Annotated in this window: 22 protein-coding genes and 1 pseudogene; 12 read left to right on the forward strand and 11 right to left on the reverse strand. The window is 68.6% G+C overall.

Going from position 1 to position 26,880, the window contains the following annotated elements; all coding sequences use genetic code 11:
• Positions 1-2: 2 nt before the first annotated feature.
• Genes OH807_RS30895 through OH807_RS30905 form a run of 3 tightly spaced genes read right to left on the reverse strand, consistent with a single transcriptional unit; the run spans position 3 to position 3,288 of the window.
• Complete coding sequence (locus OH807_RS30895) at positions 3-1,151, reverse strand: DegT/DnrJ/EryC1/StrS family aminotransferase (protein WP_406205428.1); 1,149 nt, start codon at positions 1,149-1,151, stop codon at positions 3-5.
• A complete protein-coding gene (locus tag OH807_RS30900; protein ID WP_406205431.1) occupies positions 1,148-2,203 on the reverse strand; it encodes an NAD-dependent epimerase/dehydratase family protein in 1,056 nt (351 codons plus the stop codon). The genes OH807_RS30895 and OH807_RS30900 overlap by 4 nt, the downstream gene beginning before the upstream one ends.
• Positions 2,204-2,223: 20 nt before the next feature.
• Entirely contained in the window at positions 2,224-3,288 is a 1,065-nt protein-coding gene (locus OH807_RS30905; protein WP_406205434.1) for an NAD-dependent epimerase/dehydratase family protein, read from the reverse strand.
• Positions 3,289-3,416: 128 nt separating this feature from the next.
• On the opposite strand from OH807_RS30905, the gene OH807_RS30910 reads away from it, so the two are divergent.
• The 5 genes from OH807_RS30910 (at position 3,417) to OH807_RS30930 (ending at position 8,188) form a co-directional block, all read left to right on the forward strand.
• Positions 3,417-4,787 carry a tetratricopeptide repeat protein gene (locus tag OH807_RS30910; RefSeq protein ID WP_406205437.1) on the forward strand — a complete coding sequence of 457 codons (1,371 nt, stop codon included), beginning with the start codon at positions 3,417-3,419 and terminating at the stop codon, positions 4,785-4,787.
• 356 nt (positions 4,788-5,143) lie between these two features.
• Complete coding sequence (locus OH807_RS30915; RefSeq protein WP_406205440.1) at positions 5,144-5,725, forward strand: hypothetical protein; 582 nt, start codon at positions 5,144-5,146, stop codon at positions 5,723-5,725.
• 61 nt (positions 5,726-5,786) lie between these two features.
• Complete coding sequence (locus tag OH807_RS30920; protein WP_406205443.1) at positions 5,787-6,578, forward strand: hypothetical protein; 792 nt, start codon at positions 5,787-5,789, stop codon at positions 6,576-6,578.
• Positions 6,579-6,673: 95 nt separating this feature from the next.
• Positions 6,674-7,138, forward strand: a complete 465-nt coding sequence (locus tag OH807_RS30925) for a tyrosine-type recombinase/integrase (protein WP_406205446.1) — start codon at positions 6,674-6,676, stop codon at positions 7,136-7,138.
• Positions 7,139-7,510: 372 nt separating this feature from the next.
• On the forward strand, positions 7,511-8,188 hold the full coding sequence (locus tag OH807_RS30930) for an HNH endonuclease family protein (RefSeq protein WP_406205448.1): 678 nt from the start codon (positions 7,511-7,513) through the stop codon (positions 8,186-8,188).
• Between the two features lie 68 nt (positions 8,189-8,256).
• Here the strand turns inward: OH807_RS30930 and OH807_RS30935 are convergent.
• Positions 8,257-9,498, reverse strand: a pseudogene (locus OH807_RS30935) (IS701 family transposase).
• Positions 9,499-9,615: 117 nt separating this feature from the next.
• The gene (locus OH807_RS30940; protein ID WP_406205450.1) at positions 9,616-10,056 is read right to left on the reverse strand and encodes a hypothetical protein; all 441 of its coding nucleotides are present in this window, start codon (positions 10,054-10,056) and stop codon (positions 9,616-9,618) included.
• Between the two features lie 296 nt (positions 10,057-10,352).
• Here OH807_RS30940 and OH807_RS30945 point away from each other — a divergent pair, with 296 nt between their 5' ends.
• Both OH807_RS30945 and OH807_RS30950 read left to right on the forward strand, forming a co-directional pair.
• The gene (locus OH807_RS30945) at positions 10,353-10,589 is read left to right on the forward strand and encodes a DUF397 domain-containing protein (RefSeq protein ID WP_406205453.1); all 237 of its coding nucleotides are present in this window, start codon (positions 10,353-10,355) and stop codon (positions 10,587-10,589) included.
• A 91-nt stretch (positions 10,590-10,680) separates the two neighbouring features.
• A complete protein-coding gene (locus OH807_RS30950; RefSeq protein WP_406205456.1) occupies positions 10,681-11,628 on the forward strand; it encodes a helix-turn-helix domain-containing protein in 948 nt (315 codons plus the stop codon).
• 16 nt (positions 11,629-11,644) lie between these two features.
• On the opposite strand, the gene OH807_RS30955 is transcribed toward OH807_RS30950, so the two are convergent.
• Positions 11,645-12,463 (reverse strand): SAM-dependent methyltransferase, encoded by an 819-nt coding sequence (locus OH807_RS30955; RefSeq protein WP_406205459.1) that lies wholly within the window; start codon positions 12,461-12,463, stop codon positions 11,645-11,647.
• Positions 12,464-12,688: 225 nt separating this feature from the next.
• Complete coding sequence (locus OH807_RS30960) at positions 12,689-13,057, reverse strand: hypothetical protein (RefSeq protein ID WP_406205462.1); 369 nt, start codon at positions 13,055-13,057, stop codon at positions 12,689-12,691.
• A 1,494-nt stretch (positions 13,058-14,551) separates the two neighbouring features.
• On the opposite strand from OH807_RS30960, the gene OH807_RS30965 reads away from it, so the two are divergent.
• Positions 14,552-14,734, forward strand: coding sequence for a hypothetical protein (locus OH807_RS30965; protein WP_406205465.1), 183 nt, complete (start codon positions 14,552-14,554; stop codon positions 14,732-14,734).
• A 229-nt stretch (positions 14,735-14,963) separates the two neighbouring features.
• On the opposite strand, the gene OH807_RS30970 is transcribed toward OH807_RS30965, so the two are convergent.
• On the reverse strand, positions 14,964-15,167 hold the full coding sequence (locus OH807_RS30970) for a hypothetical protein (RefSeq protein ID WP_406205467.1): 204 nt from the start codon (positions 15,165-15,167) through the stop codon (positions 14,964-14,966).
• Between the two features lie 340 nt (positions 15,168-15,507).
• On the opposite strand from OH807_RS30970, the gene OH807_RS30975 reads away from it, so the two are divergent.
• Positions 15,508-16,302, forward strand: coding sequence for a BTAD domain-containing putative transcriptional regulator (locus OH807_RS30975; protein ID WP_406205470.1), 795 nt, complete (start codon positions 15,508-15,510; stop codon positions 16,300-16,302).
• Positions 16,299-20,027 (forward strand): AfsR/SARP family transcriptional regulator, encoded by a 3,729-nt coding sequence (locus tag OH807_RS30980; protein WP_406205473.1) that lies wholly within the window; start codon positions 16,299-16,301, stop codon positions 20,025-20,027. The genes OH807_RS30975 and OH807_RS30980 overlap by 4 nt, the downstream gene beginning before the upstream one ends.
• Positions 20,028-20,134: 107 nt before the next feature.
• Here the strand turns inward: OH807_RS30980 and OH807_RS30985 are convergent, their stop codons facing one another.
• Entirely contained in the window at positions 20,135-20,740 is a 606-nt protein-coding gene (locus tag OH807_RS30985) for a hypothetical protein (protein ID WP_406205476.1), read from the reverse strand.
• 250 nt (positions 20,741-20,990) lie between these two features.
• Between OH807_RS30985 and OH807_RS30990 the strand changes: the two genes are divergently transcribed.
• On the forward strand, positions 20,991-21,920 hold the full coding sequence (locus OH807_RS30990; RefSeq protein ID WP_406205479.1) for a phosphorothioated DNA-binding restriction endonuclease: 930 nt from the start codon (positions 20,991-20,993) through the stop codon (positions 21,918-21,920).
• Positions 21,921-22,033: 113 nt separating this feature from the next.
• Here OH807_RS30990 and OH807_RS30995 read toward each other — a convergent pair whose 3' ends face one another.
• A complete protein-coding gene (locus tag OH807_RS30995; RefSeq protein WP_406205481.1) occupies positions 22,034-23,950 on the reverse strand; it encodes a DNA/RNA helicase domain-containing protein in 1,917 nt (638 codons plus the stop codon).
• Positions 23,951-24,357: 407 nt separating this feature from the next.
• Between OH807_RS30995 and OH807_RS31000 the strand changes: the two genes are divergently transcribed.
• A complete protein-coding gene (locus OH807_RS31000) occupies positions 24,358-24,717 on the forward strand; it encodes a hypothetical protein (RefSeq protein ID WP_406205484.1) in 360 nt (119 codons plus the stop codon).
• Between the two features lie 375 nt (positions 24,718-25,092).
• Here OH807_RS31000 and OH807_RS31005 read toward each other — a convergent pair whose 3' ends face one another.
• A complete protein-coding gene (locus tag OH807_RS31005; RefSeq protein ID WP_406205487.1) occupies positions 25,093-25,284 on the reverse strand; it encodes a hypothetical protein in 192 nt (63 codons plus the stop codon).
• Positions 25,285-26,880: the final 1,596 nt, after the last annotated feature.

Here is a 26,880-nt window from a genome sequence, read left to right on the forward strand (position 1 = left end):
GGTCAGGACCAGAGGGCATGCAGGGCGTCGATGACGCGCTGCACGTCCCCGGCGGTCATCGCCGGATAGCAGGGAAGGGACAGCTGCCGGGCGGCGACATGCTCGGTCACCGGCAGGTGGCACTCGACCTGCCGGTACGCGGCGAGCCGGTGCACGGGCTTGAAGTGCACGCTCGTGCCGATCCCGTGGACCTCCCTCAGCGCCTCGGCCACCACGTCCCGGCTGCGCCCGGCCGTCGGGTCGATCAGCACCGGGTAGAGGAACCACCCGTGCCGGATGCCGTCCAAGACCGTCGGCAGCCGCAGCCCCGGCAGGCCGGCCAGCGAGCGGCTGTAGGAGGCGGCGATCCGGGCCCGGGCCGCGGTGAAGTCCGGCAGCTTCTGCCACTGCCGGAGGCCGACCGCCGCCGTGATGTCCGGCATCGTGTACTTCAGCCCCGGCACAGTGACCTCGTAGTCGGCGGTGCTGCGTGTGCCGTGCCGCTGCCACACCGAAGAGTCGATGCCGTGCCGGCCCAGCAGTCGGGCCCGCTGGACCAGGTCGCCGCGCCCGGCGAGCATGCCGCCCTCGCCCGTGGTGATGACCTTGTTGGCGTAGAAGGAGAACACCGAGAGGTCGCCGACGCTGCCGGCGCGGGCACCGTCGCGCCAGGCGTGCAGGGCGTGCGCGGCGTCCTCGATCAGCACCAGGCCGCGGCTGTCGGCGAGCCTGCGGAACGCGGCGAGGTCGCAGGGCTGGCCACCGTAGTGCATGACCATGATCGCCCGGGTCCGGCTGGTGATCGCCCGCTCGGCCGTGGTCGGGTCGAGGTTGAACGTGACCGGGTCGATCTCGGCGAACACGGGGGTCGCGCCGGACTGGACGATCGCGTTCGGGGCCGCGCAGAACGTGAAGCTCGGCGTGATCACCTCGTCGCCCGGCTGAATGCCAACGGCCAGCAGCGCCAGGTGCAGGGCAGCGGTGCAGGAGGATACGGCGAAGGCGTCCTCCACGCCGAGTGCTTCCGTCACGGCCTGCTCGAACGCTGCAGCCTTCGGCCCGGCGGTCAGCCACCCGGAGCGCAGCGTGTCCAGCACCTCGGCCGCCTCTTCCCCGCCGATCGAGGGCCGGTTCCACGGCAGGAACGGCAGGCTTCCCGTCGGGGCCGTCACCGCTCACCCCAGGCGGCCTCGTACTCGGCCCCGTACCGCGCGCAGTCCGGGTTGCCCAGGCGGCCGACCTTCCCGGCGGTGAAGGCGGCGATCAAGCCGCGGTGGTTGTCGTACTGGGCCTTCCCCGGGTCGGTGATGTGACCGGTCAGCACCAGGTCGGCGATCTCCCGCGCCCCGTCATTGAGGCTGGTGGAGCACGCACCGGGCAGCGCCCGCTGGAGCCGGGCGAAGGAGACACGGTAGTCGCGGGCGTCGGCCTCGTCCTGCTCCGGCCCACGGTCGATCACCGCGCCCGGAACCACATCGGCCACCGTGGCGGCGATCTCCCCGATGGTGAAGTTCTCCCTGTCGCTGCCCACGTTCCACGCGCCCGCCAGCCGCCGCTCCACGACGCCGGCCAGGACCCGCGCGACGTCGCCGACATGCACGAGCGGTCGGCGCTGGGAGCCGCCGTTGAGCGGGATGCGGCCCGTGGCGGCAGCCCGGGACGCCATCGCGTTGACCACCGAGTCCAGGCGCTGCCGGGGAGAGGAGCCGTGAACGGTGGCCAGCCGCAGGCTCGTCAGCGCGGTGTCGTCGCCGAGCACGTCGGGAAGCCGCCGTTCGGCCAGGACCTTCGTACGGGCGTAGATCCCGAGCGGGTTCGGCTCGGTGTCCTCGTCCACCGTTCCCTCGTGCATGCCGTAGACGCTGCACGAGGAGAAGAACACGTAGTGCCCGACCCGGGCGGCGCAGGCGGCCTCGGCCGCGATCATCGGGGAGGCGTAGTTCAGCTCGACCGCCAGCTGCTCGTCCAGCCGGCTCGCGGGCTCGCCGACGATGCCGCCCAGGTGCACCACGACGTCTGCCCCCTCGGCCGTTCTGGCCAGCAGGGCGGGATCGCGCAGGTCGCCGGGAACGAAGGTCGCCGTGGCCGGCAGGAGCCTGGCGGGGTCGTCGCCGCGGTTGTAGATCAGCCCGTCGACCACGGTGACGTGGTGGCCCCGGGAGACGAGGTGGTGGGAGGCGGCGGAGCCGAGGTAGCCGGCTCCGCCGAGCAGCACGATGCGCATCAGGGTGTGTCCCTTCTCGGTCAGGCGGCCAGAGCCGCCGGGGCGGTGAACCAGTCCGGGATCGCGCCCGGTGTGGCCTTGAGCCAGGCCACGTACCGGTTGATCCCGTCGGCGAGGGCGACGACCGGCTGCCAGCCGAGCAGGTCGCCGGCCCTGCGGGTGTCGGCGAAGCCCCCGCGCGGGTCACCCTCGGGCATCGGGGTGTCAACGAAGGCGGTGCCGGGGTAGTGGGCGGCGATCAGCTCGGCGATCCGGCGGACCGAGGTAGCAACACCCGTACCGACGTTGACCGTCTGGCCGGCGGCCGCCTCGGCGACCAGCGCCAGGATCGTCGCGCGGGCGATGTCGTCCACGTGCACCATGTCCCGCACCTGGTGGCCGCCACCGTTGAGCCGCAGTGGCCGGCCGGTCTCGGCGGACATGGCCATCCACGGAACCATCCATGAGTGCGAACCCGGCTTGGGTACCTGCGGCTCCCCGTAGACCGAGAAGTACCGGACGATCGAGTACGCCGTGCCGGTGCCCCCGAGCATCAGCCGCACCTGGTGCTCCGCCCAGAGCTTGGTGTTGGCGTAGACGGAGATCGGGGTCAGCGGCTGCTCCTCGGAGAACCGGGAGATGCCGCCTATCACCGTCCCGCCGCCTTCCGTGCGGGCGCCGTCACCGTAGACCGAGGCGGAGGAGACGAACACCAGACGCTTCACCGCGGAGTCGGCGACCGCGTCCAGAACGGTCTGGGTGCCGTGGACATTGGCGGCGAACGCGGTGCTGGGCCGACGGGTACAGGCGGCCACGTCCGCGTACGCGGCGGCGTGAACCACGAAATCAGCCCGGCCGACGAGCCACCTCACCGTGGCCCGCTCCCGCACGTCGCCGAGAACGACCTGCGCGGCGTGCCGGTCAACCTCGAACCGGTCCCGCACCGGGTGCGGGTAGGCGTCGAAGCGGTCCAGGACGACGGGGCGGGCACCGACCCGGGCGAGCTGGGCGACGATCCGGCTGCCGACCAGCCCGCCGCCGCCGGTCACCAGCACCGTGGCACCGTCCAGGAAGCGGAGCCGAGGATCTGAACATGCGTCAATCATGAGGAATCAGGCTCCTCTTGTGGGATTGGGTTGGTCCCGCCAGTGAACCCCCGGGCGCCGGGCGGCGGTACCGTGTTCACCCGCCCGTCCCGTTCATCCTGTTCATGATCGTTACGAGGGGGTGCGAGTTGGTCAATCCCAGGGAACCCAACCGGCTGCTGGCGGCTGCCGTGAAAGAAGCTGGGTATACGTACGAAGCCCTTGCCAAGGCGGTCCGCACGGTCGCCGCCGAGGCCGGGGAGAAGCTGCGCACCTCCCGTGCCGCCGTCCACTCCTGGATCGTGGTGGGCGCCGTCCCGGCAGGCCGGACCCCCGCCTACGTGGCCGAGGCCCTGAGCAGAAAGCTCAACCGACCGGTGACGCGCGCCGAGGTCGGTCTAGGCTTCGAGCCCGTCGAGGACGCCGCCCTGGCCGCCATGGCGCTCGACCCCCTCGCCGCCGCTTCCGATCTCGGGAGGCTCGTCATGCTCCGCCGCCGCGATTTTCTCTCCCTCGCCTTCTCCGCCACCGCCGTTGGCCTGCCCCTCAACCACGACCACCAGGCTGCCGCCGCGTCCCTGCTGGCCGCTGCAGGCGGCCGCCGGGTCGGAGCCGTAGAGGTGGCCGCCGTACGCCAGTTCACCGAGATGTTCCGCGCCACCGACGAACGCCTCGGTGGCGGTCACGGCCTGGTCGCCATCACCTCCTACCTGACCGACGTCGTGGCCCCCATGCTCAGCGCGACCTTCCCTGCCAGCGACGTGCGTGCCGACGCGTTCGGTGCCGCCGCGGAACTGGCCACCCTGATCGGCTGGAAGCTCCATGATCTCGGCCGCGAGGGTGCCGCCCAGCGCTTCTACCTCCTCGCCTACCAGTTCGCCGGCGAGTCCGGTTCCGCCGGTCATGCCGCGTGGACGATGCGCGCCCTCACCCACCAGGCCCTCGATCTCGGTCAGCCGGGCCGCTGCGTGGACCTTTCCCGGGCTGCCCTGGAGCGGGCCCGGGGAAAGGTTGACCGGCATACGGAGGCCCTGCTGCTCGTCACCGCCGCGCGCGCCCACGGAGCCTCCGGCAACGGTGCCGCCGCGGCCAAACTCATCCTCGCCGCCGAGGACGCCATGTTCTCCAGCGCCGACACGATCCCCACCTACGCTGCCGCGGCTGGCCCGGTCGCAGCTACCGTCGCCTCCCACATCGGCCGCACCCTCACCGAGATGAAGGACTACGGCGCCGCCGAACGCCACTACCGTGCGGCACTGCGCAACCGCACCTCTGGCACGTACCACCGCGTGCGTGGCCTCACCCTGGCCAACATCGCCAAGACGGTTGCGGCCCAGCACCGGCCCGAGGAAGCCGTCGGCCTGTGGAGCCAGAGCGCGGACCTCATGGACGGCGTCGCCTCCGACCGCAACCGCAGAGAACTGGACACGATGCGCTCCACTCTCACCGTCTACGTCCGGCGCGGCATCCCTGGCGCGGCCGAACTCGTGCAGCGAGCTGCACAGATCTCAGCCGACTGAGACTCCCGGGCCCACCTCCATCGCGCCGGCGGCCGAGCCGGTGCTGCGATCTGCCTTCCCATCTGCGAGGTCACGCCCGCCAGGTCCAACGTAAGTCTGGACAGCCTCTGCACCCAACTCGCCCGGCGCCGCGACTCCGCGACCGCCCGCGACTTCCTCGGCTCCTACGCCGGCTGATCGACAGAAGCCGCACAGCGCAACCCTCGACAACACAACTGCCGAAACTGGCCAGGTAGTTGATGTTCCCAACGGTGAACTTCGATGGGGAGGCTGGGGATCAGCCGGACACCACCCGGCCGACACCCAGCCCACGGCCGACCCGCCCCAGGCGGCTCGGCCCCGACGCGAAGGCCGCCATGCCCACCCCAACCACGCCGACCCCCGGGCTCCCCACGGCCAACGACCTGCAGACCGCCCGCGACAAGCACCGCCGCAGCGCCGCCGACGACACGCTCGGCCCGGCCGCCCGCCGCGACCACGAGCACGCGGCCTGCGGCTACGACTGGGCCCTACGCACCCTGGAAACCGACCCGGCCGCCACCAACCGGCACCTCGGCTACGCGACCGCCTACGCCGAGCAAGCCCGCCAGCACGCCGTCTCCAGCCGCCGCTGGACCCTCATCCTGCCCGGCCCCTTCTGCGACTGGCTGGAAGGCACCGAACTCCTCACACGCGGCTTCACCGGCGACGAGGCCGACGACCGCCTACTCCTCGCCTACCGCGCCGGCACCAACCACCGCATCGGCGCCTCCGGCTGGACCCGCACCATCCCCGCCCACGACACCCGCGCGATGCTGCGCCTCACCGACCTCGCCAACCAGTTCTTCAACCTCTGCGCCCCCGGGACCGAGCACACCTCGGCCGAAGCCCGCGCCGCGAAGGCCCTCGCCGAGCGCCTCCACGACCTCGCCCAACGCCAGCTCGACGCCGCCAGCTGACCACCCCGGCCGGGCCGCCGCCGAGCGGCCCGGCCCCACCCCGGATGCCGAGGACAACCCCATGTCGGCCACGAAGCTGCTCATCACCCCGCCACCCACGCCCGCGCCCTACGAGCGCCCCAACCTCCAGTACCACTTCGCTATCTCCCACGAGGTGGCCGAAGAAGCCCAGATGGCGCTGGCCGCCACCGCCCTCGAACTTCTCGCGGCCATGGCCCGCAAGCACTACCCAGAAGCCGGCAGCATCGAGTTCGAGCACAACGTCACCGGCACCACCCGCATCTGCGCCCTGTGGACCGAGATCCCCACCACGCCCCTGGCCCAGCCCCGTGCACTGTGGTCCCGCGGCGAGTACCTGTCGATCCGAGACCACCTGTGGACCCAGGACATGGAATGGCTGCTCGCACCAGCCCTGAACGCGAGCGCCCTGCCAGTCGCACCCTTCGGCAACCACAGCCCCGCCCGCCACCTGCTGCGCCTACCCGCCCCGGACGTTGCCGCCGCCCTCGCCGCCAGCCTCCGCCGCCAACACCCGCGCACAGCTGCCCTGCTAATCAGCCTCGACAGCGAAGGTGGCGAAGTCGATATCGCCGTCGAACACCTCATCGATCCGCACGGCGCCTCCCTGGTCGCCATCCCCAAGGAGCGCGACTTCACCCCATCAACCCAGCAGGCATGGTGGTGGCGCACACGCAAGGAAGTCGAACGGGAGATCCGCCACCTGTGGCGCCACCCCCAGCACCGCGCCCGCCTCTTCCGGCCGCAGGGGCATGAGTCGTCGTTCTGGAACCACGGCCTGCAACTGCTCCTCCTGCCAGCCGCCCCGGCCCTCCCCGCCGGGCAGGACGCCTGACCTAGCCCGTAGCGGCCCGGGACCCAAGCCGGGCCGCTACGCCCTGTCAGGCGCACCGCATAGCCTGATCGCCGAACGCAGGAGGGGAACTACTGGTGCTGAAGCACAGAGTGATCACAGACCAAGAGGTCGTTGCGATCCTCGCGGAGGCTCGCGCCGGCGGCCCCGCCGACGAACTCCTTGCGGAGCTCGCGGTGACCCACGGCATGCGCCCCGGAGAGATCGCCACCCTACGGCTCGACAGCGTCGAGAACGACCCCGAAGACCCCGAAGGCCGGCTGCTCCGGAGCGAAGGCAAGGCCCCTCGGACCCTGACCCTGTCCAACTCCGCCAGCCAGGCACTCGCCCGGCACATCACCAGCCTTCCCGAACGCGAGGGCGCGCTGTTCTCCGATACGGACACGACGGCGACCATCGTGGACCGCATCGACCGCATCCTCGCCGACGCAGGGCTACCTCGTGGCGTCCACGGCCCTCGCCTCCGACTCGTCCAGCAACTGCACGAGTCGCGCCGCCGAGACCAGGGCGACGGGGGAGACGAACGAGATGGAGCTTCCTGAGAAAGGAAGTGCACTCCTCGGCGACGGCAGGTGAACGGAGGCGCTAGGCAAGATCAGCGAAGAGATCGGCAGCCTGTCCCTGAATGACCTCACCCCGAAACAGGTGCAGGACGCCGCCACGGCGATCAAGTTCAAGCAGGAGTTCCAGCCCTGCCAGCCGCCCACTCGTCGCAGCCTCGCATGCTGCCCCGCTCTCAGGAGGCGTCTGGCTCGACCCCGACCACTCCAGAGACCTGCGGTACGACTACTTCACCGCCGCGAGTGAAATCCGCAGCGGCTCGCTTCCATACGGTCACACCCTGTCGGGATGATCACGGTGACGTTATCACCGGGCAGGAAGAGGAGCAGATGAGGCGCGGCAGAGTGTGGGTGGTGGTGGCGGCGATCGTGCTGCTGGCTGGATCGGCCGCAGAAGCATCCGCGGTAGCTGCCCCCGCCACCGGGACGGCCAGGCACCGTGTGGCCGGCGAGACCGTGAGCGCGGCTTTCAGCGAGCTGATCGACGCGCTGCCGGTCGCCGCGGAGGACCGCACCGGGTACGTGCGTACCGCGTTCAAGCACTGGAACAGCGGTCTCGACCCGGCCGACGGCTGCGACACTCGCCGCGAGGTGATCCGGTCCGAGGCGCTGGTCTCTCCCGAGGTCGGGCCGCGGTGCGCGCTCGCCGGCGGGGTGTGGTTTAGCCCGTACGACGACCGCACGATCACGGACGCGACCAAGATCGACGTCGACCACCTGATCCCGCTTGCCGAGGCCTGGGATTCGGGCGCATCGACCTGGACCGCGAAGGAGCGCGAGGCCTACGCCAACGACCAGGGCGACCCCAGGACGCTGATCGCTGTCTCGTTCCAATCGAACAGGGCAAAAGCAGACAAGGACGTCGCGGGGTGGCTTCCGTCGTCGGAAGCCTACCGCTGCCGGTACGCCGAAGACTCGACCGCGGTGAAGACGCGCTGGGGCCTGTCCGTGGACCAAGTGGAACTCGACGCGCTGCACCGGATCGCGGCCGGATGCGAGAACATCATGATCACCGTCACCCTCGCCCGGTAGGCCCCTTGTTGAGCCTCGCGAGAGCGTCAGCGGGAGCCAGCTAGTACTCCAGCTGTAGATCTTGATCTTCATAGTTGTTGGGCTGCTTGCCGCTGGTAGTGGATGATGCGGGCGCGTGCTTGGTTCCGACGCCGCCATTCGGCCAGCGGAGCCAGTGGGCGAGCTCGCGGACGGGCTGGGCGAAGAAGGCTGCGAACAAGTGTCGGATCTCGTTGCAGGTCAGCGGGCTGAGTTCGGCAGCCGCGATGTTCGTGGCCCGTCCGCTGGCGGCGGTGACGGCGAGGAAGGCGTGCGCGAGCATGGCCAGGGTGGTCCTGCGGTGCCAGGAGGTCCAGCGGCGGACCTGGTGCTCGTCGAGTCCGGCCAGGCCCTTGGTGGCTTGGAAGGTCTCCTCGGCGGTCCAGCGGCGTCCGGCCACCTTGACCAGCGTGGTGAGCGGGATCGGGCGGGGCGAGTAGCAGCGGTAGAAGGCGAGTTCACCGGTGCGCCGGCTGCGTCGGACGAGCAGCCACCGGTCGCCGGGGCGCCCGGGCAGGCTGTCGATGTCGACCTGGGCCCAATCGTAGAGGCGGTGGCCCTTGGCCCCGACTCCTGCGGACAGCCGCTGCCAGGCACGTTTCGGCAGGTTGTGAGCCAGCACGTCGGCGCGGAAGACACTCGCACGGGTGGCGATTGACCGCGTGCGTGAGACGGCGAGTGCGTAGCCGATCTGACGTCTTTCCAGCTCGGCGCTCAGGTGCGGGTCGCCGCCGTAGATCTCGTCGCCGGTAGCCCAGGCGGCCGAGATGCCGACGTCCAGGGCGTGGGCGATCATCTCGGTGGCCAGGGCGGGTTTGGCGGCGAACTTCAGGCTGTTGGGCATGCCAACGGTGCGGCACCGGTCGTGGTCCTGGGCCCAGGAACGGGGGACGTAGAGGCGGCGGTCGATGGCGGCGTGTCCGGCCGGGGCGGAGTGGATCAGGTAGACGGCCACTTGGGAGTTCTCGACCCGTCCCGCGGTGCCCGTGTACTGGCGCTGAACCCCGATGCTCTCGGTGCCCTTCTTCAGGTCCCGGTCTCGTCGATGGCCAGCACAGCGTCCTCGTCGCGGAGGCGGTCGACCACGAAGTCGCGTATGCCGTCACGGACCTGGTCGGCATCCCAGGACGCCCGGCTGAGCAGATGCTGTGTGCCGGCCGGACTCGCGTCACCGGCGTGCTCGGCGACGTCCAGCAGTTCTTCCTCGGCAGGTCCGCAAGGAGCCCCAGCGCGAACGCCTGCGCCCGTCGACGAGGCTCCACTCGCGTGAACCGGCTCGCAGCCTTGGCCATCAGGTCCTCGAATTACCGACTGCCACCGGGCAGGGTCTTCGCTGCGGCCCCACGGTCACCAGCTGATCTTCGTTTTTCGACACGCCTCGCGATGATCAACGGTGGCCGTCTGTGTCTCTATGCGACCCAGCAGTACAGGCTGCCGCCGTCCTGCATGCCGATGCTTCGTGCCAGCTCGGCCACATCACAGAGGATCCTGGTCGCGACCTCCGGGTCGAGGACCTCGCCCCCCGCCGCCCGCTCCTGAACCCATAGCTCGCTGACCCCGACAAGCCTCGGCGCGTCGGCAGCGGCGAGCGCATCCTGCAGGACTCTGGAAGCGGCCAGGACCATAGGGCCCTCTCCGTCGCCGGGGCCGGCGACGACCGCCGGTTCATCGGCATCAACGAGCTCTTCAAAGCTTCGACCGGTGAGGATGCTCTCCCACTCGATTATCGCCTCTTCAACATCGAAGTTGCCGAACACCAGCGACTCGAAGGCCTCGTCGGGCCCGTGATCCACGACTGCCGCCGCAGCCTCGTCGTCCGGCGCCACGAAGAACTTGATGATGATGCTCACCGGGGCATGCTGCCCGCTCAGCCGACCCTCGTCCACCCCGCAAGCCGGCACGTCTGACAATCAGCCGAACCACCGTCATCACCGATCGAGTAACCATGATCGCGATCTACGGCTGGAGTATCAGAGTCACCCATTTGGCGGGTCCGACGTTCGAATTTCGGCGGCTACGATTCCAGTGCTCCGGTGGAGGAAATTGCGGGATGCAATTGTGAAAGCCTGCGACCTGCAACTCCGAGAGTCCGGTCGTACTTTTGCGACCATCGGATGAATTCGAACGAGGGAAAGGTGTGAGTGTCATGGTGGAGTACCGGAACGGGATGCCGGCTGGCCTGATCGAGGTGGCGTGGATCAAGAGCAGTGCCAGCGCGCCGAACGGCCAGTGCGTGGAGCTGGCGGCACTGGGTGCGGGTCGGGTCGCTGTCCGCAACTCCACCGATCCGGAGGGGGTCGCGCTCATCTTTAGGCCCGGAGAGTTTGACGCGTTCCTGTCCGGCGCTAAGGCCGGAGAATTCGATCACCTGCCGACCGTCTGATATTCCTGTACGAATATCGGCAGGCCGACACGCGGGTCCCGATTCGTGAGAAGATGCGATGGATAAGGTTGCTCTCCGCTAAGGGGCCCGCGTGTCGCGCGATGTCAATCCACCGGCATTCGCCAATGTTGTGCCGTTCTCCCGGCCGAACGCCGACCCGGAGAAGAACGCGGTCTTCGCTGCCGTCGTACTGGCCGCCCATCTCCGCTCCCTGCGCCTGGCGAGCGGGATGAAGCAGAACGAGGCTGCCAAGGCGATCAGCATCTCGGGAGCGAAGCTCAGCCGGCTGGAGCGCGCCGAGATCACGCCACATCCCCGCGATGTGGAGGACCTGGCCAAGCTCTACGAGCTGTCCCCGCGGAACACTGCCGAGTTGATCCGTCTTGCCCAGATGGCCCGCGAGCGGACGTGGTGGAAGAGGGCCAACATTTCGGTACCCACCTCGCTCTCGCAGCTGGTCGGCTTGGAGTGCGCCGCCACGGAGCTGTCGACCTTCGAGCTGAGCCTCCTCCCCGGCCTCCTCCAGACGCCCGACTACGCGCGAGCTCTCATGGTCGGCAGTCAACTCGGCCTCGGGGAGGATGAGATCGAGGAGCGGCTCCGCCTCCGTAAGGCCCGCCAAGAACTTGCCCTCGATCGCGATCCGCAGGCGCTCTTCCTCCTCGATGAGAGCATCCTTCACCGGGGTGTGGGATCGCCCTCCGGCATGACGAAGCAGATCGATCATCTGACCCGCCTCAGTGCGGTGGAGGGCATCGAGATCCGGATCGTCCCCTTCAGCAGCAACCCCGCCATCGCCGCGAACATCACCTCGTTCACGACACTGGGCTTCGCCCCCTTCAGCGGCCTGCCCAACCTCGCGTACGTCGAGGAGGATTGGACGGGGCGGTACTACATGAAGGGGATCCAGCCGGAAGACAAGGCTGGCCCGTCCTTCGAGCACTACCAGAAGCTCATGGACAAGCTGCGGTACGAGGCAGTCGGCCGTGAGGAAAGCCTCAGGAGGCTGGAGGCCGCCCGGGAGCGGTTCTCCAGCTGACCCGCAGTCCCGGCGATCACCGGATCCGTGCGACACCTCCGAACTCCACCCACTCGTGGCTCTTTTGCGGTCGACGGAGTTCGGAGTCTGGCCGCCAGTTGGTGACGTCGACGAGGTAGGGCGGGAGCACAGTCAGGCCGTCGAAGTAGGTGCGCACCTCGTGCTTCTCGCGGACCCGTCCCCAACGGCCCTGGGTCCCGCGGTCCATCAGCTCCGTCACATCCCGGCGGACCGATTCGTCATCGCTCACGAGCTGGCAGATCACCAGGTAGCTTCCCGACGCCAGGCGTGCACGGAGTCGGCGGATCATTTCCTCCGGATGCGCGGAGTCCTTCAGGCAGTGGATCACCGAGACGAACAGGGCCGCCACCGGCTGGTCGAAGTTGATGAACCCGCCTTCGGCGGCCCGATCCAGGATGTGGTCCGTTTCGGTCATGCTCGCCTCGATGAACCGAGTCCCGGCATTGACGTCGAGAGACGTACGCCCGTGGGCGATCACGATCGGGTCGTTGTCTATGTAGGCGATCCTGGCGTCGCGGTGAACCTCCTGGGCCACCTGGTGGACGTTGGGCCTGGTCGGCAGCCCGGAGCCGTGGTCGAGGAACTGCTTGATTCCGCAGTCACGTGCAAGGAAGCGCACAACACGCTCCAAGAACCACCTGTTGTTGAGCGCGAGTTCGCGGCTGCTGGGCGCGGTGACCAACAGTTCCTCGCAGGCAAGCCTGTCTACATCGAAGTTGGTGGAACCTCCCAGCAGCCAGTCGTACATGCGCGCTGCGCTTGGGAGGGATGGGTCGACGGCATGGCTGTGCCCATGCCCCGTGCCGGCATCCACGGTGCCCCTTCCGTGGTCGGAACAACCCCGAGGATGCCCGGGGAAGTTGGGGACCAATCGTAAGCGGGCACACCAGCGACCACCATGCCCCCGATCGGGTGGTGGTGGCGCACTGTGGCGAAGCATGGCGAACAGTTGCGTATCAGCGCAGGTGGCGCACTCCCCCCTCTGCGCCAGGGAACAAAGACCCGACTCCAACTGGGCGTGTTGAGGCGAACACCTATGTCAGACGCGAGCGAGCATGCTGGTCGCGGTACGAAGCTGGGCCCGCAGAGCCGACTCGTCCACGCCCATCAAGTGCGCGGCGATCGATGCGTCCAGGCCGAGCCGGTATCGCAGAAGTGCTGCGTCGGCGGCCAAGGCGGGCAGTGCACGGTGCAGCCGGTCGCCAGTCCGGGACGCGCGCCGACTCCGCTCGGACACCACCTGCCGCAGAAGGACCCAGCAGGCTGCCATCGGCTGAGGGCAGCGCAGGACCGCGTCCCAGCCGCCCGAGAGATACCCGAACGTCCGCTCCACTGCCTCGGCGCCCAGGCCCTCATCGGCCAGTCGCACATGCGCGTACTGCAGATACTGCTGCTCGTACAGCTGCACGAAAGCGTCGAAGTCGCTTCTGCAGCCAAAACGAATAGGGCCGGATTCCCGCTTCAGGTGATAACAAGGAATCCCGGCCGAGGTGTACAACCACATATGTCCGCCCGCCGCTCGCCGATTCCGTGCCATGTCAAGGGCATACTGCGGGCCCCAGCTAGGGGCCCGCAGTACGGGGTCAACGAGAACGCATTCGCCGAACGCGAACGGTCACGTCCTTCGTGAGCCCGACAAGGCCGAACAGGAGCACCCCCCGCGACGGCGCGACAGGGCCGTCACCCAGCGCCAGCCACACGGCGAGCGGAACCGCAATAAGCCCGCTCAAACGCGCAGCCACATCGATTACCTCGAACGAGCGCGTACCGGCGTGAGGCTGGAAGATCCTGCTAACTTGAGGGGCCTTGGAGGGAAGCGGCCGCCGCCGACCTCCGCGGAATCGATCGAGCATGTGTTCTCTCATTGGGCTTGGTCGATGAAGGAGCCCCGGGTGCGGGGGGCAACCGCCCCCGGGGCCGCCGCCGCATCTGCGGCGACAACATCAACCTACCGGCGGATATCCAGCTCAACGAGATTGAGGCCCGAGGACGCAATATCCGTTTGCCTCGATCACTCCTCGATCGCGAAAAGACGCATGCTCGAAGCCACCTGATCAGTTCTCGAATCCGCGCGGTCGTTTTCTGCGTGAGCGCGCACTGTTCCGGAGTCGGTCCTTCCGGTGATGTTGCATGAAGGGGCCAGTGGAGCCCGAGCGTCGAGCGTCTGCCCTACGACTTCGACAACAGATACAGCCGCAGAGGCGCACCCCGGATGTGGGTCCGGCGGACCTGGCCGACCCTCGTGTCCATGGGATCGATCGTTGTCTCTTCGAGGTGGAGCCGGACCGGGCCTTGGGGCTGGACGGCGTCGAGCCCGCCGTGTGGTGGCGGTGCACGCAGCGGGCTCTGATCCCGATGCGCCCGAGGAACCGCAGCCTCGTACGCTGTGCGGCCTGGATACCGGTTCGATGGAGCACGCGCATTACAGGCCGTCCCGGCTGGGTGAGCCCTGGTACCCGTCGGCGCTGGTGACGCGGCGCTGCCACGACTGCGAGCGGGCGCTTCGGGCGCAGTGAGCGAGGAGGGTGGAGGTGCCGGCTCGGGAAGGTCAGGGCTTGGGTTCGCAGGCAAAGACTGCCACTTGGGGCAGGTCTAGATCAGTTGATGCGATGGAGTCGGAGCGGACTCGGAAGGGCAGGATCTGGGTACTTGCCAGGGACCACACGTCGTTCACCACCGCCTCTGAGGTGCCTCTCGGTGAACGAACAGCGCGGCTGGCTATCGTCTGATGTTCAGCGATGCCTATCCCCGGACGACTACGGTTCTCAGTCGGTTCTCCTGCCCAGCATGCCAGCCGTCCCGGCGGGTGAGGCCGACTGCCCCACAGCGGGGCCACTACGACGGTCGCCGGGCGTCACCGGCCTTGATCTGACCACAGAGGGGGAGTTCGCGGATCACGCCAATGAAGATGACTGACGAGGACGCGGCCGTCATGCTCGCCGAGGCCATGCTCGGCGGGAGCGCTGACGAACTCCTCGTTGAACTCGCTGCCAACGGAGGACTGCACTTGTCCGAGATCGCAGCCCTCATTGGCCCTGCCGTCGCCAACCTGACCGAGGACAGGACCGCCTCGCCATGTGCCTAGCATCACGGGCAAAGGTGGCTCGCATCATCGCCCCGCCGCCATCGACCAGGCGGCGTTGGACACCTATCTCGCAGCACTTGCCTTCGCCGAGGAGGGCTGCTTCGAGCCGAGCCGTCCGACAGGTTCTACCTGCTGTCGTGCAACGAGATCGGAGCGGGTCGACCGCACGTGGTGACCGGAAGGAGGTCGTGCCCGGCGCCGCCCGGAGGTAGGGCCGGGCACGAGTGCGTCAGCCGGTGCCGCCTGCAGGTGCGGCGATCACGGAGAAGACGTACAGAATCGTGGGCAGCGCCCCGAGGAGCGTGACGGCCGCGGCCAGCACGGCCACCGGGCGCCGCGTACCGCGCAGCATCCACACGAGGGAGCCCACCAGGGCGAAGAACGCCAGGGTGACGATCCCGGCGGTGAGCACAGCAGACGTCTGAACTTGCATGTGAATCTGTCCCTTTGAGGTGAGGTGTCCAGTCCGGCTTCCGCAGCACACGGTGAACGACGGAGATCCGATCCCCTTGGTAGGTAGGGGCAAGCCATCCGACCGTGCGACGAGATTGACGCTAGCTCAAAGCCACGTTGCTTCAACAGTGTTGGAGACAGAAAGAGAAGGTGAGGGCCCTCGGGCTACCACCCCCGAGGGCCCTCACCTGCGACGGACGGTGGACTGGACAAGTCACACGACGCCTGAATCAAGTATCCCGGCAAGGGCTAAACAACTGCGAAATGACGTCTCTCCGCATGCACTTAACGACCTCTGAACGCTCTGTTAGTGTGCCAGGGTGGCGACAGACCTTCAGTTCCTCCTGCTGGGGCCCGTGACCGCCCGCCGGGACGGCGTGCCGATCACCCTGGGGCCGCCGCAGCGCCGGGCCCTGCTGGCCCTGCTCTTGCTCGCCCGCTCACAGGCTGTCCCGGTTGCGGTGATCCGGGAGCGGCTATGGCCGACGGCTGCGCCGCCCACGGCGATCGACGCGATCCAGGTCCACGTTCACCATCTGCGTCGACGGCTCAGGGAGCACACCTCGGCCGGCGCCCCGGCACCCGAGTTGGCCGGCTATCCGGGCCACTCGCGCGAACAGGCCAGCTATTCCCTGCACGTTGACACCGAGTCGGTCGATGCCCTTGTCTTCCAGCGACGAGCCGACCGCGGGCGCGAGCTGGAGGACAAGCGCGACTACAAGGGGGCCCTCGCGATGTGCATCACAGCGCAGTCCTGGTGGCGGGGTGAACCGCTTGCGGACCTGGCGCCCACGCCCTACGTCTGCGCGGTCCGCCAGGGGCTGGTCGACCTGTGCCAGGACGTCCGGACCAGGGCGGCCCGAGTCCGCATGAGGATCGGGGCGTTCTCTGACGCCGTCCTCGACCTCCAGCAGCTGAACCTGGAACACCCGGGCAATGACGGGATCGTAGTCCTGCTGTCGACGGCACTCTTCCTGGCCGGCTCCCACCGGCACGCGCTGGAACTGCTCGACGAGGAGCTGAAGCGCTGGGAGAACCAGTACGCGCGGGTGCCGGAGAAGCTGCTTCGGCAACGCGAGCTGGTCTTCTCGGGCAAGCTGTCGGAGGAGTGGTGACAGTCGAAGCCCGGCTGCTGGGACCAGTGGCGCTGGTGGCCGACGGGGTGAGCATGAACGCCGGAGGCGCGAATAGCCGGGCGCTGCTGGCTGCCCTGCTGATCTCACCTGGGCAGCCGGTAGGCGTTGAACAACTCGTCGTCGACATCTGGGGCGAGTCCGCCTCGGTGCGCGCCCGGGCGCAGCTGCACTCCCTGGTGAGCCGACTGCGCGGCCAACTGCGCTCGTTGGAAGCCTCATTGACCGTCACCCGGCACGTACGACTGGAAAGTTATTCGCTCGATATCGTCCCCGAGTCGGTGGACTCCACCCGATTCCGCGAGCTGACCGGGCAGGCCGCCGAGGCTCTCGCCGACGGGCGGCCGGGGCAGGCGTCCGAGTTGCTCGAACGGGCGTTGCAGTGCTGGAGCGGACCGGCGCTGAGCGGCGTTCGGGCGCACGGGCGGCTGGAGGCGGAACGACGTGGGCTGGAGGAACTGCGACTGGAGGCACTGGCGCTACGCAATGACGCCGACCTGCAGCTCGACCGACCGGCCGTCGTGATTTCCGGGCTGCGCGCGCTGGTTGCCGAGTTCCCTGGCCACGAACGGTTCCGGGATCAACTGGCAGAGGCTCTGGAACGGTCGGGCCGGACCGCTCAGGCCTGGGACCTGCGGCAGGAGCAGCCGGGCGATACGGCGGCGAACCGGCCGGCCGACGTGGTGCCGCGCGCGTTGCCCGGGCGTCCGTCGGTGGTGGCCGTTCGGCCTGCCGACTTGCCGGCGGTCGGCGCGGCGGCCTTGCCCTCTGTCCCGAACGTACCTCGGATCTCGCTGCTGGGACCGATACGGGCCTGGATGGGGGAGCACGAGGTCCCGCTCGGATCGCCCCAGCAGCGGGCCGTGCTCGCGATGCTCGCCGCGCAGCTCGGTCAGCGGGTGTCGACCCAGGAGCTCATCGAGGGTGTCTGGGGTGACCGCCCGCCGCCACAGGCCATCGCGGCGGCCCGCACCTATGTGTCCCGGCTCCGGATGGTCCTGGAACCTGTCCGCGAGCTGCGTCAGCCGGCCGTTCGGTTGGTCAGTGTGAGCGACGGCTACGCCCTGTTCCTGCCGCGGGAGTCCGTCGATCTCCACGTGTTCGAGGACCGGCTTGCCGAGGTGAGGTCGGCCCAGTCAGCCGGCGAGCACGCCACCGCCCTCCGGGCGGCGGCAGCGGCGCTTGAGCTCTGGCAGGGCAACGAGGCGCTCGCAGCCGTGGTCGGCCCTCAAGCCGCGATGCTGCGGAATGGGCTGACGGAAAGCCGGATCGCGACGTACGAGCTCAGGTTCGAGTCCCAAGTGGCGCTCGGCGGCGGCGCCGAGATGATCGCCGAGCTGTCACAGCTGACCAGCCAGCACCCCCTGCGCGAGCGGCTGCGTGAGCTTCTGATGATCGCCCTGTATCGCGCCGGGCGCCAGGCCGAGGCCCTGGGCGTGTACACCGACACCCGAAAACTGCTGATCAACGAACTCGGCATCGAACCAGGCGCCGGGCTCGCCGCCTTGCACGCCCGTGTCCTGGCTGCCGACCCGACGCTCCTGGAGCCGGCGGTAGCCCCTCAGCTCACGGAGCCGGCGACCCAGCAGGCCCTGCGCCCCCCGGCACAGCTTCCGGCGGACGTCGCTGACTTCACCGGTCGCTATGAGCTGGTCGAAGGCTTGAGGGAAGCCTTGCGGGGCGGGGCCGGACAAGCGGTGCAGGTACAAGTCCTCTGCGGCATCGGTGGGGTGGGAAAGACGACGCTGGCTGTGCATGTGGCCCATAGCGTCAGATTCGACTTTCCGGACGGCCAGCTCTACGCAGATCTGCGTGGCACTGCCATGACTCCGGCTGACCCAGCGGCCGTGCTGGGCGACTTCCTCTACGCGCTGGGGGTGCAAGAGGTTCCGGATTCGTATGAGCAGCGCGCTGCGCTCTACCGTTCGATGCTGGCAGATCGGCGGATGCTCGTCATGCTGGACAACGCCAGGGACGCCGAACAGGTGCGGCCGCTCATTCCTGGAGTGTCCGGAAGCGCAGTCCTGGTCACCAGCCGTTCCCGGTTGGCCGGGGTGGCTGGTGCGTCTGTGTGGAATGTAGAGGAGCTGGCCCCGAGCGATGCCGTGGCGCTCTTTGCCGCTGTGACAGGGGAGGACAGGGTCAGGGCTGAGCCGGATGCCTCGGTCGAGGTGGTCATTGCGTGCGGCTTCCTGCCGCTGGCCGTGCGCATCGCCGCCGCTAGGCTGGCTAATCGGCCGCGGTGGAGTGTCGCCTACCTGGCGCGGCGGCTCGCCGACCAGCGACGTCGACTCGACGAGCTGCAACTAGGGAACCTGGCCGTGGAGACGACGATCGGGCTCGGCTACCGCCAGTTGTCGGTCGAGGAGGCACATGCATTCCGACTGCTCTCTCTGGTAGACACCCCCGACCTGCCGCTCTTCGCGGTCGCGGCCCTACTGGGCGTGGACGAGGACAGCGCCGAGGACCTGGCCGAGAGCCTGATCGAGGCGAGCATGCTGGAAGCCCATACCCCCGGGCGCTACCGCTTTCACGACCTGCTCAGGCTCTTCGCCCAGCGGCAGAACGAACACATCGGCGACAAGGAGGAGCAGACGGCTGCGCTGCTCCGGTTGATGGACCTCCTGCTGGCCACCGTGTATGGCGCGGCGCGAGAACTGGAGCTCGGCGACGAGCTTCCCGATCCGTTGCATGTCCCGCGTATCTCCGCCGCGGCGCCCGAGGGCGGGAGTCGCGGCATCCGCGACTGGCTCAACTCCGCCCGCTCGCTGATCCTCGGGGCCATCGACGCCGCATTCTCGTGGGCCGGACTCGCGATCCCGGCCACGGATCTCGTTGTTGCGCTGACTGCTGTGCTGGAAGAACGGGGATTGACGCAGCGGTTGAGCGAAATCCTCAACAGCGCAGCCACCACGGCGCAATACCAGGCGGAGCTCGATCTTCTCGCGCGGATCCGTTACTCGCAGGGCGAGCTGTGCGCAATGGCGGGGGAGTTCCAGGAAGCCGAGACGGCTTATCGCGAGACCCTCGTTCTCCTAGGGCTGAACGACATGACCCGACTGCGGGCGCTCGCGTCCGTCCGTCTCGCCTTCGTGGTCAGCTTGACCGGCCGGTCCGGTGAGGCGCTGCCCCTGTACGAGCAGGCGCTGGAGAACAGCCGCAGCTCAGGAGCCGTCCAAACTGAAGCCCGGATCCTGGCGAACATGGCCAGGGACTATGTGCGATCCGGCCAGCCCGAAGCGGGAGTCCGGTCGGCACGAACGGCGGTCGAGGTTGCCCGCCAGTCGGGCAGCACACCGACTCTCGCCGATGCGTTCTACCAACTTGGTGTTGTGCTCGACGAGACCGGGACGCCGGGCGAAGCCGTCGACCAGTTGCGCGAGGCGCTGACGTTGTACCGATCCCAGCAGAACCAGCTCCGGGAGTGTTACTCGCTCGCCAGGTTGGCTGCCGGCCTGCTGGCCATCGGCCGCGACTCGGAGGCCGCTGAAACGGCCGGCGAGTCGCTCTCTATGGCGCGGGAATTGGATGCCGCGTACTGCCAGGGCCTCGCGAAGGCGGCGCTCGGCGAGGCGCTTCTGCGACTTGGCCAACGGGCAGACGGGCTGGAGCGTCTCCATGAGGCGCACGAGCTGTTCCTACGGCTCGGTGTGCCGGAGGGTGTTGCAGTGAAGGAGCTCTTGCAGGCGGCGTCCAGCAGCTCATGAAGCGGGCGTAGGACCAGGAGCCATGCGGTGTGTGGCAAGTGAGCTTTCACTAGATCGACTTGTGACGACGTCGAACTCACCGCAGTCACCAGCGAGAAGCCCTCGCGTCAGCGCTGCCGCGGGATAGGCAAGGCCTCATGGCGGTGCCAGATCAATGATCGATCTTCGCGGCGAAGTTCCGCAGATCCCCATTCCAGGCGGATCACACCGTCAGCCAGGGAGCAGGCGTAGGCGATGAGAACGAGCTTGGTGTCCGGCGAGGGGCGCACGAGATCTGCGTGAGGCTCGTCCTCATCCGGCAGTTCGATGCCGAGATCCAGCTCTCCCTGACGCGGGTCGGGACCGTGCCTGCGGATGAGGTCTGCGCGAAGCCCTGACGCGCTGCGGAGTCTGGCGGCAGTCACGGGTACGTCCTTCTTCGCGTACCTGTAGGGGTAGATGACATGGCCGGCGACCACTGCGACGGTCCGTGCCTGGAGGCGCACCAGCTCAACGCCGGGAAGCTGGCAGAGGCCGGCCGACAGTTCCTCGTACTGTGCGGCGTAGAGCCCGTGTCCGTACGCCTCGAGCGTCTGCGTATGGACGCCTTCGTGGCCGCCTTGGGCGCGTTCGTGGGCGCGGACAAGGCATGCGGGCACGATGGCTGCGACCTCGGCGGCGAGGGAGCCGAAGACCGTGCGTGCCCACGGGCTGGCGGAGTGTGCGTCCGACATGAGAATCCCCCGATCGATCGTCCTGTGACCAACCTCAGGGTTCGACAGTCCGCCGATCTGCACCGTGGATCAAGGGCGCATCGGGGGATCTCAGGGTGCACGGAGCAGGTGGTGCTGAGGCTGGGTACTGGTCCGGGCATCGTCGGGAGGAGTTCGGGCCACTCGTGTGTCCGAAGGCGACGCCGGGACGATGTTTTGCTGGGGGTTGGGGCTCAGGTGGTGTCCGTGTCCCGGAATACGCTGGGCGGCCATGGACTGGTTGGAGCGGGTGGCGAAGCTGAGACGGTGGACGAACAACGACGTTCGGGCGCCGCACAAACCGTTGCTGCTGCTGTACGCGCTGGGCAGCTTCCAGCGCGATGCCGACGGCGAACTGAGGTACAGCGTTGTCGAGGAGGAGCTGAAGCGGTTGCTCGAGGAGTACGGGCCGTCCCATCCGACCACCCCCGCGTACCCGTTCCATCATCTGGTCAGTGACGGCGTCTGGGAGGTCAGGACCGACCAGGGACTCGGGAGCCCGGGAAGTGGCGTACGGGTTCTCCGCTCGAGCGGCGCGACTGGACGGCTCGCGCCCGAGTTGCGAACGGCTCTGCGGAAGGAGCCGGCGCTCTTGGGCCGTCTGGCGCGGGTGCTCCTGGACTTCCACTTCCCGCCGTCACTGCACGCCGACCTGTGCGAAGCCGTCGGCCTCGACCTGGACCCGGTTGAGGCCGTGGGTGTGACCGGCGGCCCGGGCGGGAGGGAGCGGGCGGCGCGCCGGCAGCGGGACCGGCGGATGCGTGAACTCGTCCTGACCGCGTATGAGTTCCAGTGTGCCTTTTGCGGCTACGACGGGATGCTGGGTGCGAGCACGGTCGGGCTGGAGGCGGCGCACGTGCGCTGGTGGTCGTACGACGGGCCGGATGAGGTCGACAACGGCTTGTGCCTGTGCTCGCTGCACCACAAGCTCTTCGACAAGGGCGTTCTGGGCCTGGGGGAGGGCCGCCGCATACTCGTTTCGCAGCGCTTCGTCGGGCGCAGCGAGGCCAGCAGGCAGCATGTGCTCGCCCTGGCCGGACGGCCGGTCATCGGCCCGCAAGCGGGGGTTCCTCCGGTCGCGGGCCGGCACCGGCAGTGGCACGCCGAACAGGTCTTCCGGGGTGAGGCCCGGGAGCCCCTGACCCCGGCGTATGCGGGGTGACAGAGAGGTTGCACGGTCGCTGACTTGTCAGCGACCGTGCGCCGTCCGACTCCATTTCGAGTGGCCCGTTCCCGACCGTGCAGACTGGACGGCACGGTGTGTCCCGCCCGGAATCAGTGAGTGGTCATCGGCGGTGGGTGGCTCTGCTCCATCGCGATCCGTCCTACCTGCTGCCCGGTGACCAGCTCCCGCAGCTTGGCGCGCGTCTCCGGGTCCGTCGAGTACACGACGGTGCCGATCATTCCTCGCGTCAGCAGCACCTTGTAGGTGTTGCGGATCAGTCGGTCGATGTCGGCGTCGCTGGTGGACTTGCGGAAGACAGGGTCCTTGGACGCCGTCCGGTCGGTGATCCACCGGTCGGTCCGCCAGACGAGGTCCGGCCCGATGATGACGCCGCTCCAGTCGTACTCGAAGCCCTGGGCGGTGTACACGCAGCCGACCTGGCCGAAGCCGGCCGGATCGGTGGCCCATAGCGCGGCCGGTGGGGCGCCGGCGATCGAACGGTCGCCGTACACGTTCCACGGCCGGGCCCAGTCACCAATGTGCACGTCGAGGGGGAGCGGGTCCCCCGGAGCCACCTTCGTCGTCCACTTCCAGCAGTACCCGGCCGACATGCGGGAACCGTACCCCTCAGTGCGGCGGGTGTCGAGGAACGCCTCCAACTCCAGGGGGCTGTCGACCACCTCCAGAGCGACCTTGCCGTCGGGCTCCCAGCCGACGGGACCACCGGGCTCGAGGTTCAGCAGACGCACCACCCAGTTAAGGTAGGCGTCACTGCCGCCGCAGCGGAACTGGCTGTCCAGTTCCACCACCTGGCACTCCAGGCCCTTCACCGCGGCCGCGGCCCGGATCTGGGCCACCGTGCCCATCTCGCCCGGCCGGACGACCTGGTGCTCGTCCAGCAGGAACACCGGCACCCGGGCGGCGTCGATCAGCTCCTCGATCTGGGCCTTCCCTGTGCGCTGGGCAGCCCGCGTGTAGCGATTGGCCGACGTCTCCCGGATCCGGTGGGCCTCGTCGCAGATCAGCACGTCCAGACCGTTGCGCTCAGCGGTCATGAAGCTGTTGAAGTACTTGAACAGGTCCTGAACCTCACGCTTCCGTGCACCGGCGACCCGACGCATGGTGGTGGTGAACGAGCTGGACCCGGTCGCGTGCAGGGCCGTGACGCCACGCCGGTACAGATCACCGAGGAGGGACAGCGCGATGACGCTCTTACCGGTACCCGGGCCGCCCGTGATGACGACGACCTCCTTGTGATCGGACTGCTGCGCCTGGCGGACCGCGCGCAGCACCAGCTCGTAGGCGACCCGCTGCTCGTCCAGCAGGACGAACTGCTCGCGCTCGCGGACCTCCTCGGCGGCCACCGCCATCAGCTGCTTGGACGGGGCCACCTTGCCCGCAAGCAACTGATCCGCGGCATCCGCGCCGGAGACCGGCTTCAGCTTCGAGCGAAGGTACTGGACGAACTCCCCGCGGCGCTCGGCGGTGAAGAGCCGGCCACGCTCGTCCTGCGGCACCTCGTAGAGGCCCTGGACGCCAAACTCCGTCGCGTTGTGAAGGAAGGCCACACCGGACAACCGCTCGGGATGGGCAGCGAGCGCCCCGTTGAAGGAGATCAGGTAGTCGCAGTAGCCGCGGACCTGCTCGATCGGGTTCAGCACCGGCCGGGTGTACGCGTCGACCCGGCAGAGCAGCGGATCACCGTCCTCCGGAAGCGCACTGCTCCACTGCTTGAGCTCGACCACCACGTACGACGGCTCGCCCGTGCTCGGATGGACGCCGGCGAGTATGACATCGGCGCGCTTGCTGTTGAGCGGAAGCGAGTACTCGAGGAGCAGCTCCACCATGCCGAGCCCGGCGTCCAGCAGCGCGTTGGTCAGAACCGGGATGCTCCGCTCCCAGGAACGCACCTCGGACGGGCTCGGCTTGTGGCCGTGCTTGTGGACGAACTGGTCGATGAGACGCACGAACAGTGATCCGGCCAGGCTCTCGGCAGCGACCGCGGACGCGGAGTCGCGGAACAGCAAGACATGCTCCCAGGCAGCACGAAGAGACTCGTGCGGGTGGGGGCATGTCCCTGAAGGGAAGCCCGGCGGGCCGCGCTGATGACAGGGCCAAACCTACAACGGGGAGCCCGAACTCGTACCAGAATGTCTGCATGAGACTCGCTCTTCCACACGAACAACCCGTTCCGTTCAGCATCGCCGGGCGACTATGGGCTGAACTATCGCCTCAGCGAGGCCAACTTGAGCGGTGGTCCTCTGTGGTATGGCCTCAGCCTGATAAGTTCCGGCTGCGCGCCCAAGTGACGCCGCGCTGGTGCTTGACTCCTCCATACCGATTACTAGTTTCTTGGCGGCCTCGGCGGTCGGGGAAGCCATGCGGCGTCCATCGGCCGAGACGGTCGAGAATCGCAACAATTCTGACTCCGTCTGTGATGCTGGCCGCCGAACGTGGCCGCCCTTCCGCGGTTGCCGAGGATCGCAATGGCGGCATCGACTGGGTTCGCAATATCGAGGGTCGTGTGGCAGTCATCCTCGGGGCGTCTGAGGATCGCAACGCCGATTACAAGACCAAGGAGATGACCGGCCAGGGTACGGTTGCCTTCCGGGGCGGCCGAGGACCGCAACGGGTAGGTCGCCGCCGGGCCGTGCCGGTCGCCTTCTCGGGCGGCCGAGCAACGGAACATCAGCCAGGCGCTGATGCCTGCGAACCAGCGCAGGCGGCGGTTGCCTTTCAGGCGACCGAGGATCGCAACTTGTTGGTGAGGGAGCCGCGCCAGTCAGCGGACTGATGGCGGTTGCTCTTCGGAGTTGCCGAGGCTCGCAACACCCAGTTCGTGTGGGCCCAGCTGTTGGACGAGTGGCGGTCGTCCTCCGGGGCGGCCGAGGATCGCAACTCCGGTACCTGGCTGTGGCCGTACCAGCCGCCGCGCGGCGGCGGTCACCCTTCCGGGCGGCCGAGGATCCCAACACGCTTCGGCGGGTGATTCGGACAACGAATCGTCTGGTGACGGTCGCTCCCCAGGGCGGCCGAGAGTCGCAACGCCTTGCCGGTGGCGTCAGTCGGCCAAGCGTAGGAGAGTGGCGGTCGCCCCTCGGGGCGGCTGAGGATCACAACGTCCGGGTCGAGCGGGTCGGGGGTACCAGTGCGACGGGTGGCGGTTGCCCTACGGGGCGACCGAGGATCGCAACGCTTGTTCCGGCGTCGCCCCGACCTGGGCGGCCAGGTGGCGGTCGCCCTCCGGGGTGGCCGAGGATCGCAACTCCTCGTCCGGACCCGGCTTGACGCGCTCCGCGTGGTGGCGGTCGCTCCCCAGGGCGGCCGAGAGTCGCAACGACCCCACCGACCCCAGCAGCACGGTCCCGGACGATAGCGGTCGTCCAAGCACGAGCCCGAGAGTACCCGGCCCAAGGTGGCGGTCGCCCTCCTGGGAGGCTGAGGGTCGCAACACCGAGCTTCTGCGCTCGCCGCGCACGAGGGCGGAGCGCGGTCGCCCTTCGAGGCGACCGATGATCGCAACGACGAGTTCGCCGGCACGCCGGGAACGGGAAGAGGCGGCGGTCGCCCCCCTGGGCAGCCGAGGATCCCAACCTCTTCACTCCGGTCGACGTGCGCAAGAACAGCACTGCTGGAGGTCACCTCCCGGGGCCGGCCGAGGGTCGCAACTTCGCGTCGGCCACCAGGCAGGCAGCTTCGGTAACGTGGCGGTTGCTCTCCGGGCAGCCGAGGATCGTAACTTCGTCCACCGTGCGACGTTCAGCAGCGACAAGCCAGGTGGCGGTCGTCCTTCGGGACGACCGAGGATCGCAACATGGGCGCGAGGATGGTAGGTCACCCCGCCTTTGAGCGGCGGCTGCCCTTCCGGGCGGCCGAGGGTCGCAAGCTCAATTGGTCGCTGGCCGGCCTGATCATCAAGCACGTGGCGGTCGACCTCTGGGGCGGCCGAGGATCGCAACCCCGGCACTATCGGCTATGGGATCGGCCAGACCCCAGGTCCGCGGTAGCTCTCCCAGGCGGCCGGGGATCGCAACACCGAGACGTGGCGACCCGCTGGCCGACGCCGAAAGGCGGCGGTTGCCCTCTGGGTGGCCGAGGATCGCAACTTGTTTGCTGGCGGGGCCGTGCTCAGCCCGCGGGAGGTGCGGTCGCCCCTGGGGTGGCCGAGGATCGCAACTCCATGCCGCCCGGTAGCGGCCGTGCCTGCCGCAGTGGCGGTCGCCTACTGGGCCGCCGAGAAGCGCAACCACGGCTCGGCCCCGGCCACGAGCATGTCATAGCCGTGGCGGTTGCTCTCCTGGGCGACTGAGAATCGTAACCAGACCGGTTAGTGGAAGCTGGCCGAGATTCTGCACGGTGGTGGTCGTCCTTCGGGGCGGCCGAGGATCGCAACCAGATCCACTGGACGACCCAGCACATGAGGCCCACCAGTGGCGGTCGCTCTTCGGGGTGGCCGAGGATCGCAACATCGGTGGCCTCAAGGACGCCAGCGAGGTCAGGGCCCGTGACGGCCGCCGTTCCGGGCGGCCAAGGGTCGGAACCCCGACGACGGCGCGGGCGCTGCACACCACTACCAGGTGGCGGTCGTCCTACGTGGCGGCCGAGGATCGCAACCTCGGGATCACCGCGATCGAGTAGGACGTCTGGCACAGTGGCGGCCGCCCTCCCGGGCGGCCGAGGATCGCAACTGCACGTACCCGATGCCTGCGAACAGGTTGACGGTGTGGCGGTCGTCCTTCGGGGTCGGCTGAGGATTGCAACAGGAAACCGCCCGGGTAATGGGTGCCGGCGACGAGTGGCGGTCGCCCTCCGGGACGACCGAGGATCGCAACGGCGGTGAGGTGTACCAGTACGTCGGCCACGCAGACGCGGCGGTCGCCCTCTGGGGCGGCCGAGGGCCGCGACTCGTGTCCTCCGGGTCGTCAAAGGAGGACGCCTGGGTGGCGGTCGCTCTCCG

Source organism: Kitasatospora sp. NBC_01560, assembly GCF_045208415.1.
Taxonomy (GTDB): domain Bacteria; phylum Actinomycetota; class Actinomycetes; order Streptomycetales; family Streptomycetaceae; genus Kitasatospora.

Excerpts from the sequence above, each read along its gene's own strand:
- OH807_RS30900 (WP_406205431.1), bottom strand. The coding sequence starts at position 2,203 with ATGCGCATCGTGCTGCTCGGCGGAGCCGGCTACCTCGGCTCCGCCGCC.
- OH807_RS30905 (WP_406205434.1), bottom strand. The coding sequence starts at position 3,288 with ATGATTGACGCATGTTCAGATCCTCGGCTCCGCTTCCTGGACGGTGCC.
- OH807_RS30915 (WP_406205440.1), top strand. The coding sequence starts at position 5,144 with ATGCCCACCCCAACCACGCCGACCCCCGGGCTCCCCACGGCCAACGAC.
- OH807_RS30920 (WP_406205443.1), top strand. The coding sequence starts at position 5,787 with ATGTCGGCCACGAAGCTGCTCATCACCCCGCCACCCACGCCCGCGCCC.
- OH807_RS30945 (WP_406205453.1), top strand. The coding sequence starts at position 10,353 with ATGGTGGAGTACCGGAACGGGATGCCGGCTGGCCTGATCGAGGTGGCG.
- OH807_RS30965 (WP_406205465.1), top strand. The coding sequence starts at position 14,552 with ATGAAGATGACTGACGAGGACGCGGCCGTCATGCTCGCCGAGGCCATG.
- OH807_RS30970 (WP_406205467.1), bottom strand. The coding sequence starts at position 15,167 with ATGCAAGTTCAGACGTCTGCTGTGCTCACCGCCGGGATCGTCACCCTG.
- OH807_RS30985 (WP_406205476.1), bottom strand. The coding sequence starts at position 20,740 with ATGTCGGACGCACACTCCGCCAGCCCGTGGGCACGCACGGTCTTCGGC.
- OH807_RS30990 (WP_406205479.1), top strand. The coding sequence starts at position 20,991 with ATGGACTGGTTGGAGCGGGTGGCGAAGCTGAGACGGTGGACGAACAAC.